Below are 9,055 nucleotides of genomic sequence, written 5' to 3' on the forward strand. Positions count from 1 at the left end.
GGCCAGCAGGCCCGCCAGCAGGCCCGTGGCAGCAGGCCCGCCGCCAGGCGCCCCGGCCCCGTGGGCTACGGGCGCGCGTCCGCCGGATGCGGAGCCATCGGCAGCAGCGCAGCCACCCGCTCCTCGCAGAGCTCGACCAGCCGTTCGTAGGCCTCCTTGCCCATCATCTCCGTGAGCTCCGGCCGGTACGTCACGTACACCGGGTCGCCGGCGCCGTGCGCCGACGTCGCCGAGGTGCACCACCAGTGCAGGTCGTGGCCGCCCGGACCCCAGCCGCGGCGGTCGTACTCCCCGATGGAGATCTGCAGGACGCGCGTGTCGTCCGGCCGGTCGATCCAGTCGTACGTGCGCCGCACCGGCAGCTGCCAGCACACGTCCGGCTTGGTCTCCAGCGGCTCGCGGCCCTCCTTCAGGGCCAGGATGTGCAGCGAGCACCCCGCGCCGCCCTCGAAGCCCGGCCGGTTCTGGAAGATGCACGAGCCCTTCCAGCGGCGCGTCTGGCGGTCGCCGTCCTCGTCGAGCTGGGTCCAGCCGGAGTCCGTGCCCACGTCGTGGAACTGCCAGATCTCGGGTGTGAGCCGCGCCACGTGCCCGGCGACCCGCTTCTCGTCGTCCTCGTCCGAGAAGTGCGCGCCCAGCGTGCAGCAGCCGTCGTCGGCACGGCCCGCCTGGATGCCCTGGCAGCCGCTGCCGAAGATGCACGTCCAGCGGGAGGTCAGCCACGTCAGGTCGCAGCGGAAGACCTGCTCGTCGTCGGCCGGGTCGGGGAACTCGACCCAGGCACGGGCGAAGTCGAGCCCGACCTCGTCGGAGATCTCCCGCTGCTTCTTCGGAGCCGCCGCGTTCTTCGAGGTCACCGAGGTGCTGGAGGAGGAGCTGGAGGCCGCGGCGGAGCGGTCGCGCTTTTTGCCCTGCTTGCCCTGCTTGGCCTTCTTCGTCTTTGCCACCCCATAAGCCTATGCGCCCCCGGCCCCCGCAGTAGCGTTCAGGCCATGAGACTCGGTGTCCTCGATGTGGGTTCGAATACGGTCCATCTGCTCGTGGTGGACGCGCACCCGGGCGCGCGCCCCCTGCCCGCCCACTCCCACAAGACCGAGCTGCGCCTCGCCCAGCTCATCGACGACGACGGCGCGATCAGCGACAAGGGGATAGACCGCCTCGTCGCCGTCCTCCAGGACGCCCTGCAGGCCGCCGAGGACAAGGGCTGCGAGGACGTCCTGCCGTTCGCCACCTCCGCCGTCCGCGAGGCCGCCAACGCCGACACGGTCCTGGCCCGCGTACAGAAGGAGACCGGCCTCACACTGCCCGTCCTGACCGGCGACGAGGAGGCGCGCCTGACCTTCCTGGCCGCCCGCCGCTGGTTCGGCTGGTCGGCCGGAAAGCTCCTGGTCCTCGACATCGGCGGCGGCTCCCTGGAGATCGCCCTGGGCCTGGACGAGGAACCGGACGCCGCCGCCTCCCTCCCCCTCGGCGCCGGCCGTCTCACCACCGCCTGGCTGCCCGGCGACCCGCCCGACCCCACGGACGTCCGGGCCCTGCGCCGCCACGTCCGGGCCCAGATCGCCCGGATCGTCGGCGACTTCGTGCGCCAGGGCTCCCCCGATCACGTCGTCGGCACCTCCAAGACCTTCAAACAGCTCGCCCGCATCGCCGGCGCCGCCCGCTCCACCGAGGGCCTCTACGTCCAGCGCGCCCTGAGCCGCCGCGCCCTGGAGGACTGGGTGCCCCGGCTCGCCACGATGACCACTGCCCAGCGCTCCCAGCTGCCGGGAGTGTCGGAGGGCCGGGCGCACCAGCTGCTGGCCGGGGCGCTGGTCGCGGAGGGGGCGATGGACCTGTTCGGGGTGGACGAGCTGGAGATCTGCCCGTGGGCGCTGCGCGAAGGCGTCATCCTGCGCAGGCTGGACCACCTGCCGACACCGGGGGAGAGCTGATCGCCCGAGGCCGGCGGAGAGCTGACCCGCCACATCGGAGGTACCCGCACGCCGTACGAGAGGCGGTCGTACGCTGTCCCTCGTGACAGAGCCAGTGGTGCGCATCCCGGATGCGAAGGTCGCGCTGTCCACGGCCTCGGTCTACCCCGAGTCGACGGCGACGGCCTTCGAGATCGCCGCGCGCCTGGGCTACGACGGTGTCGAGGTCATGGTCTGGACCGACCCGGTCAGCCAGGACATCGAGGCGCTCCGCCGCCTCTCGGACTACCACCAGGTGCCGATCCTGGCCGTGCACGCACCCTGCCTGCTGATCACCCAGCGCGTCTGGTCGACCGACCCCTGGGTCAAGCTCCAGCGCGCCCGGACGGCCGCCGAGAAGCTCGGCGCGAGCACCGTCGTCGTGCACCCGCCCTTCCGCTGGCAGCGCGGATACGCCCGCGAGTTCGTCCGCGGCATCTGGCGGATGGCCGACGAGACCGACGTCCGCTTCGCGGTCGAGAACATGTACCCGTGGCGCTACCGCGACCGCGAGATGCTCGCCTACGCGCCCGACTGGGACGTCACCAAGGACGACTACCGCCACTTCACCGTCGACCTCTCGCACACGTCCACCGCCCGGACGGACGCCATCGCGATGATCGACCGGATGGGCGACCGGCTCGCCCACGTCCACCTCGCCGACGGCAACGGCTCCGCCAAGGACGAGCACCTCGTGCCCGGCCGCGGCAAGCAGCCCTGCGCCGAGCTGCTGGAACGTCTGGCGACCCGCGGCTTCGACGGGCACGTCGTGATCGAGGTCAACACCCGCCGCGCGATGTCCGCAGCCGAACGCGAGGCCGACCTCGCCGAGGCCCTCGCCTTCACCCGGCTGCACCTGGCCTCGCCCAGCCGCGTGCCCCGGCCGTGAACGCCGCAGCGGCCGGCGCCGCCGGGGCAGGGGCGGAAGGAGGAACCGGGACCGGAGCAGGTGCCGGAAGCGGTGCCGGCGCCCCCAGGAGACGCGGCCGTCCCGCCCGTACGGAAGCGGGCAGCGGCCCCGGCGCCCGCGAGCGCATCCTGGCGGCCGCCCGCGCCGAATTCGCCGAGCGCGGCTACGACAAGGCGTCCATCCGCGCCATCGCGCGCGGTGCGGACGTCGACCCCGCGCTCGTCCACCACTACTACGGCCCCAAGGAACAGATCTTCGCGGCCGCCATCGCCACCGACTTCGCACCCGCGCTCGAAGCGCCGGACGTCGTCCAGGCCGGCGGCCGGGACGACCTGGGGGAGCGGCTCACCCGCTTCATCCTCGGCGTGTGGGAGAACCCGGACACCCGCGAGCAGCTGCTCGCCATCGTCCGCTCGGCCGTCGCCAACGAGACCGCCGCCGCCGTCTTCCGCGACCTCGTCACCACCCGGCTGATGGCCCGCATCGCGGGCGAGCTCGACATCCCCGACCCGAAGCTGCGCTCGGAGCTGGCCGCGGCCCACCTCGTCGGCGTCGCCATGCTGCGCTACGTGATCAAGGTCGAGCCGCTGGCGTCGGCGGATCTGGAGCAGGTGATCGCGATGGTGGCACCGGCGGTCCAGCGGCATCTGGCGGGGGACGCGTAACCGCGTAACGACGCGTAACAACGTGACGCGTAACAACGTTCTGCGCGACGCCCGCAGGGCTCTTGCACTGCGGACGCGCGTCTCACATGGCGGAAAATCTGTCCGCACCCTGGAGGGCGGGCGTAGGCTCGAAGGACGCCGACACGTCGATACGCCGACGCGGCGCCCACACACTGCGAGGAGTGGAGCAGGATGCCCGAGCTGAGGTCCCGCACCGTCACCCACGGCCGCAACATGGCGGGCGCCCGCGCCCTCATGCGGGCCTCGGGCGTAGCGAGCGAGGACATCGGCAAGCCGATCATCGCCGTGGCCAACTCCTTCACCGAGTTCGTCCCGGGCCACACCCACCTCGCACCGGTCGGCCGGATCGTCTCCGAGGCGATCAAGGCGGCGGGCGCGGTCCCGCGCGAGTTCAACACCATCGCCGTCGACGACGGCATCGCCATGGGCCACGCCGGCATGCTCTACTCGCTGCCCTCCCGCGACCTGATCGCCGACTCCGTCGAGTACATGGTCGAGGCCCACTGCGCCGACGCGCTGATCTGCATCTCCAACTGCGACAAGATCACGCCGGGCATGCTGATGGCCGCCATGCGCCTCAACATCCCGGTCGTCTTCGTCTCCGGCGGCCCCATGGAGGCCGGCCAGGCCACCCTCGTCGACGGCACGGTCCGCAAGCTCGACCTCATCAACGCCATCGTCGACGCGGTCAACGAGAACGTCTCCGACGAGGACGTGCTGCGCATCGAGGAGAACGCCTGCCCGACCTGCGGCTCCTGTTCCGGCATGTTCACCGCCAACTCGATGAACTGCCTCACCGAGGCCATCGGCCTCTCCCTGCCGGGCAACGGCTCCGTCCTCGCCACGCACACGGCCCGCAAGGCCCTCTACGAGAACGCCGCCCGCACGGTCGTCGAGATCACCAAGCGCTACTACGAGGACGGCGACGACTCCGTCCTCCCGCGCAACATCGCCACCCGCGCCGCCTTCGACAACGCCATGGCCCTCGACATCGCCATGGGCGGCTCGACCAACACGATCCTGCACCTGCTCGCCGCCGCACAGGAGGCCGGGCTGGACTACGACCTGAGCGACATCGACGCCGTCTCGCGCCGCGTCCCCTGCCTCGCCAAGGTCGCCCCGAACGTCGCCCCCGGCGGCACGTACTACATGGAGGACGTGCACCGCGCCGGCGGCATCCCCGCCATCCTCGGCGAGCTCTACCGCGCGGGCCTCCTCAACGAGGACGTGCACACCGTCCACTCGCGCGGCATCAAGGAATGGCTGGAGGCGTGGGACGTGCGCGGCGGCTCGCCCACCCCCGAGGCCGTCGAACTGTGGCACGCCGCCCCCGGCTGCGTCCGCTCCGCGACCGCGTTCTCCCAGTCCGAGCGCTGGGAGTCCCTCGACGTCGACGCCGCGGGCGGCTGCATCCGCGACGCCGCCCACGCCTACTCCAAGGACGGCGGCCTGGCGGTGCTGAAGGGCAACCTCGCCGTCGACGGCTGCGTGGTGAAGACCGCCGGCGTCGACGAGTCGATCTGGACCTTCGAGGGCCCGGCCGTCGTCTGCGAGTCGCAGGAAGAGGCGGTCGACAAGATCCTGACCAAGTCGATCAAGGAGGGCGACGTCGTCGTCATCCGCTACGAGGGCCCGCGCGGCGGCCCCGGCATGCAGGAGATGCTCTACCCCACGTCCTTCCTCAAGGGCCGCGGCCTCGGCAAGGCCTGCGCGCTCGTCACCGACGGCCGCTTCTCCGGCGGCACATCAGGCCTGTCGATCGGCCACGCCTCGCCGGAGGCGGCGTCGGGCGGCACGATCGCGCTGGTGCAGGACGGCGACCGCATCCGCATCGACATCCCGAACCGCTCGATCGAACTCCTCGTGGAGGAGACCGAGCTCGACGCGCGGCGCGCGGCACTGGGCGGCACGTACGCCCCGAAGAACCGCGAACGCAAGGTCTCGGCAGCGCTGCGCGCGTACGCGGCCATGGCCACGAGCGCGGACCGGGGCGCGGTGCGGGACGTCAGCCTTCTCGAAGGCTGACAGGCTTAAGCAGCTGCGGGTCAACGCCAGCGTGCCGGATCCCGGGCGCTGACTGCGAACACCGTTCCGTCCGGGGCCGCGCCGAAGACCCGGCCGTCCGCCGCGACCGGCGCCGGCAGCAGGTCGAGGTAACCGCGGCCGGCCCGGGTCAGGCGAGGGGACGTCTGGCCGAGCAGCGTGCCCTTGGCCGTGCCGACGGCCAGCAGACGACCGTCCGCCGCCGAGAAGTACACCCGGTCCCCCTCGGCGGCGACCAGCGCTGACGCATTGGCCACGGACGTGTCCAGCCGCCACAGCTGACCCCTGCGCTCAGCCGTCCCCACCGCCGTCAGCCCGCCGTCCGTGGACAGCAGATACACCGCATCACCCCGGGCGTCAGCGGCCGCGCTCGCCACATTGAGCGGCGTGGCGAGCGGCACGCGCGTCTCCCGCCGGGCCCCCGGGTCGTACCGGACGACGGCCGCCACCCGGTTGTCCTTGTCGGGCGCCGTCAGCAACAGCGCCCCGTCCGTCCCGGCCCCCGCCGCCGCGCCCACCGCGGTCAGGTCGCCGTCGGCCGTCCGCTCCCACAGCGTCGTCCCGCGCGCCGGGTCGACCGCGAGGATCCGTGTGCGGTGCCGCCCCTGACCGGCCGGCGCCACGGCGTACACCGGCCCCTGCCCGTAGAACGAGAAGACCGGCTTGGCACGCTCCGGCAGCCCGAGCCCGTGCCGCCAGCGCTGCCTGTTCGTACCGCCGTCGACGGCCGTCACCGTGCCGTCCGCGGCGACCAGCAGCACGGTGTCGCCCGCGTGGTAGACCCGGCCGCGGTACGCGGAGACGTCCCGCGTCCAGCGCGGCTCACCCGTCGCCGGGTCCAGCGCCGACAGCCGCCCGCCGTCTCCGGACAGGACGTGAACGAGACCCCCGGAGACCACGGGGGCGGCAGCCGGCCCGGAGCTTTGGGTGCCGGTGCCGGTGCGGTCGCCGGCGCCGTCGCTTCTCCGCCAGGCGACCTTGCCGTCGGCGGCATCGATACGAGCCGCCTGCACACCCCGCGCGGAGCAGTACAGCGCGCCCCCTCCGTACGCACAGGACCCCGCCCGCACCGTGCCGTCCCCCGCCGCACCCTCCGGCACGGACGTCTCCCACGGCCGCCAGTCCGCCGAGGCCACGGTGGGCCGCGTCTGCAGCGGCCGGTCCGCCTCGCCGCTGCGGCTCAGCACCCACGTCCCGCCGGCGATAAGCGCGGCGGTCACCACACCGGCGGCGACGAGCCACGACATGCGCCGCCGACGGGGGACGGGAGCGGCAGGAGAGGCAGGAGAGGAAGGGGAGGAAGAGGAGGACGGGGCTGACGGGGAGCCCTCACGGGCATGGGGGACGCGGACATGAGTCGGCACGGACCCGTCCGGCACCGGCGCCTCGACGAGCCACCCCCCGTACTGCGGAGCCCGCGGCAGACGAGCCATGATCGCGTCCGGCGTCGGCCGCTGCTCCGGATCCTTGGCCAGGCAGTCCTGGATCAGCGGTACGAGATCGGCCGGCACGCCCGTCAGATCCGGCTCGGTGTGCACCACCTGATAGGCGACGATGTAGGGGCTCTCCGACTCGAACGGCCCGCGCCCGGTCGCCGCGTGCACGAGCAGCGACGCCAGCGCGAACACATCCGCCGCGGGCCCCACCTCACGCGGCCGCTGGAACTGCTCGGGCGCCATGAACGGCGGCGTACCGATCAGCTTCCCGGTCTCGGTCCGCAGCTCGCTGTCGTACGGGCGGGAGATGCCGAAGTCGATGACCTTGGGCCCGTCCTCGGCGAGCAGCACATTGCTCGGCTTGAGATCCCGGTGCACGACGCCGGCCCGGTGGATGTCCCGCAGCGCCTCCGCCAGCCCGGCCGCCAGCCGCCGCACCTCCGCCGGACCGAGAGGCCCGTTCCGCTTCACGCGCTCGGAGAGCGTGGGGCCGGGGATGTAGAGGGTGGCCATCCAGGGCCGCTCGGCATCGGGGTCGGCATCCACGACGGGCGCGGTGAACGCCCCGCTCACCCGCCGGGCAGCCGCAACCTCCTGCCGGAACCGCGCCCTGAACTCGGGATCCTCCGCGTATTCGGCGTGCACCACCTTGACCGCGAGCCGCATTCCGGAGGAGGAGCGGGCCAGGTGCACGACCCCCATGCCGCCGGAGCCGAGACGCCCTTCCAGCCGGTACCGGCCGGCATAACCCGGATCCTCCGCTTCCGGGTCCCTCCCGGCATTGCGCAGCGGCGGCATTCCCCCACCCCCGTTGTCTGTCGGCCGCGAAGTGCGCGGCGTCCGGAGCCTAATCGATGAGATCCGGCAATCCCGGGAAGCCGTGCCGCGCCTTGCTAGCCTGCACTGCACATGACATTGCATGTCTTTGATCTACACGGCGTCGATCAACACGTCATTGATCGACGGTGAACGCTCAAGCGGGGGAGGGCCCGAATGGCCAGCAGCGAGATCAACGAGATCAACGAGAGCAACGCGATCAACGAGGCCGACGGCGTCGGCAGCGCAATCGAGAACGACTCGAACGAGGCGTTGACGGTGCAGTCCGCCGCCACCGTCTACTACCCGGTCGCCCCGGGCGAGCAGGTCAACGTACGCCGCGGCCCGAACACCGGCAGCCAGATCGTCCGCGTCCTCCCGGAGGACTCCCGCGTCGCGATCCGCTGCCAGACCCGCGGCGAAACGATCACCGGCCCCTACGGCACCACCGATATCTGGGACAGCATCGCCCCCGGCCAGTACGTGTCCGACGCGTATGTGAAGACGGGCAGCGACGGCTTCGTGGCGATCCGCTGCTCCTGAAGGCCCCTGCGTCTCCTGATGCTCCTGACCTCGGTCGACATAATCGAGGTATGAGCGAAGAGCCGGAAGGGCCTCAGCCGGAACCGATCAGGTTCTTCGGCACCACGTGGGTGAACCACGACGGCGGGTACGGACTGCGCCGCGTCGGCGCGGGCCTCGGCGCGCTGGCCGCTGCCGCGGCGGGCGCGCTGGTCCTGCGCTTCGGTTACGAGGGCCTGGCCATCGCCAAGGTCGGCGGCCTGGTCAACACGATGGTGGTCGTCGCGTTCGCGGTGTGCAGCGCTCTGTCCTTCCGCCGCACCTGGGAACGCTTCGGCCGCCGCCCCGACCCCGGGGCCGACCCGCACGCCGAGCGGTCGATGCAGAGCCTGATGATGATCGGCTTCATCGGCGCCCTGCTCGCCTACGCACTCCGCACCGTCAAGGAAGCACCGGGCGAGCAGCTCCACCGCCGGGAGTACGAGGAGGCCGTCGCGCGGTACGAGCGGCGCACGGGTCGGAAGCGCCGCCGCAAGCGCTAGGGCAAGCGTCAGGGCAAGCTCCAGGGGGTGGCCACACGGCCCCCAAACCTCGTGTAGTGTTCTCCGAGTTGCCGCGGGGTCCGCAAGGACGGCGGGGCAGCCACTCGAGCCGCACCGGCGGCAATCACCACTGCACGGCCCCTGAACG

Annotated in this window: 8 protein-coding genes; 6 read left to right on the plus strand and 2 right to left on the minus strand. The window is 72.3% G+C overall.

All coding sequences use genetic code 11. The features are described 5' to 3' along the window. Positions 1 to 65: 65 nt before the first annotated feature. A complete protein-coding gene (locus IE241_RS32905; protein WP_373300817.1) occupies positions 66 to 857 on the minus strand; it encodes a DUF3109 family protein in 792 nt (263 codons plus the stop codon). Between the two features lie 135 nt (positions 858 to 992). Here IE241_RS32905 and IE241_RS32910 point away from each other — a divergent pair, with 135 nt between their 5' ends. The 4 genes from IE241_RS32910 (at position 993) to ilvD (ending at position 5,573) form a co-directional block, all read left to right on the plus strand. Next, positions 993 to 1,934 carry a Ppx/GppA family phosphatase gene (locus IE241_RS32910; RefSeq protein ID WP_190025536.1) on the plus strand — a complete coding sequence of 314 codons (942 nt, stop codon included), beginning with the start codon at positions 993 to 995 and terminating at the stop codon, positions 1,932 to 1,934. A gap of 82 nt (positions 1,935 to 2,016) precedes the next feature. Then, on the plus strand, positions 2,017 to 2,841 hold the full coding sequence (locus tag IE241_RS32915; RefSeq protein ID WP_190025537.1) for a sugar phosphate isomerase/epimerase family protein: 825 nt from the start codon (positions 2,017 to 2,019) through the stop codon (positions 2,839 to 2,841). Next, positions 2,838 to 3,527 (plus strand): TetR/AcrR family transcriptional regulator, encoded by a 690-nt coding sequence (locus tag IE241_RS32920; RefSeq protein WP_190025538.1) that lies wholly within the window; start codon positions 2,838 to 2,840, stop codon positions 3,525 to 3,527. The genes IE241_RS32915 and IE241_RS32920 overlap by 4 nt, the downstream gene beginning before the upstream one ends. Before the next feature lie 192 nt (positions 3,528 to 3,719). Further along, complete coding sequence (gene ilvD, locus IE241_RS32925; RefSeq protein WP_190025539.1) at positions 3,720 to 5,573, plus strand: dihydroxy-acid dehydratase; 1,854 nt, start codon at positions 3,720 to 3,722, stop codon at positions 5,571 to 5,573. Between the two features lie 20 nt (positions 5,574 to 5,593). Here ilvD and IE241_RS32930 read toward each other — a convergent pair whose 3' ends face one another. After that, the gene (locus IE241_RS32930) at positions 5,594 to 7,825 is read right to left on the minus strand and encodes a protein kinase domain-containing protein (protein WP_190025540.1); all 2,232 of its coding nucleotides are present in this window, start codon (positions 7,823 to 7,825) and stop codon (positions 5,594 to 5,596) included. Positions 7,826 to 8,020: 195 nt separating this feature from the next. Here IE241_RS32930 and IE241_RS32935 point away from each other — a divergent pair, with 195 nt between their 5' ends. Both IE241_RS32935 and IE241_RS32940 read left to right on the plus strand, forming a co-directional pair. Continuing rightward, positions 8,021 to 8,386 carry an SH3 domain-containing protein gene (locus tag IE241_RS32935; protein ID WP_229900168.1) on the plus strand — a complete coding sequence of 122 codons (366 nt, stop codon included), beginning with the start codon at positions 8,021 to 8,023 and terminating at the stop codon, positions 8,384 to 8,386. A 50-nt stretch (positions 8,387 to 8,436) separates the two neighbouring features. Further along, positions 8,437 to 8,907, plus strand: coding sequence for a hypothetical protein (locus tag IE241_RS32940; RefSeq protein ID WP_190025541.1), 471 nt, complete (start codon positions 8,437 to 8,439; stop codon positions 8,905 to 8,907). Positions 8,908 to 9,055: the final 148 nt, after the last annotated feature.

It is taken from the genome of Streptomyces hiroshimensis (assembly GCF_014650335.1).
Taxonomy (GTDB): Bacteria; Actinomycetota; Actinomycetes; order Streptomycetales; family Streptomycetaceae; genus Streptomyces; species Streptomyces hiroshimensis.

Coding starts and splice junctions, on each gene's coding strand:
- IE241_RS32910 (WP_190025536.1), top strand. CDS start 993: ATGAGACTCGGTGTCCTCGATGTGGGTTCGAATACGGTCCATCTGCTC.
- IE241_RS32930 (WP_190025540.1), bottom strand. CDS start 7,825: ATGCCGCCGCTGCGCAATGCCGGGAGGGACCCGGAAGCGGAGGATCCG.
- IE241_RS32935 (WP_229900168.1), top strand. CDS start 8,021: ATGGCCAGCAGCGAGATCAACGAGATCAACGAGAGCAACGCGATCAAC.
- ilvD (WP_190025539.1), top strand. CDS start 3,720: ATGCCCGAGCTGAGGTCCCGCACCGTCACCCACGGCCGCAACATGGCG.
- IE241_RS32940 (WP_190025541.1), top strand. CDS start 8,437: ATGAGCGAAGAGCCGGAAGGGCCTCAGCCGGAACCGATCAGGTTCTTC.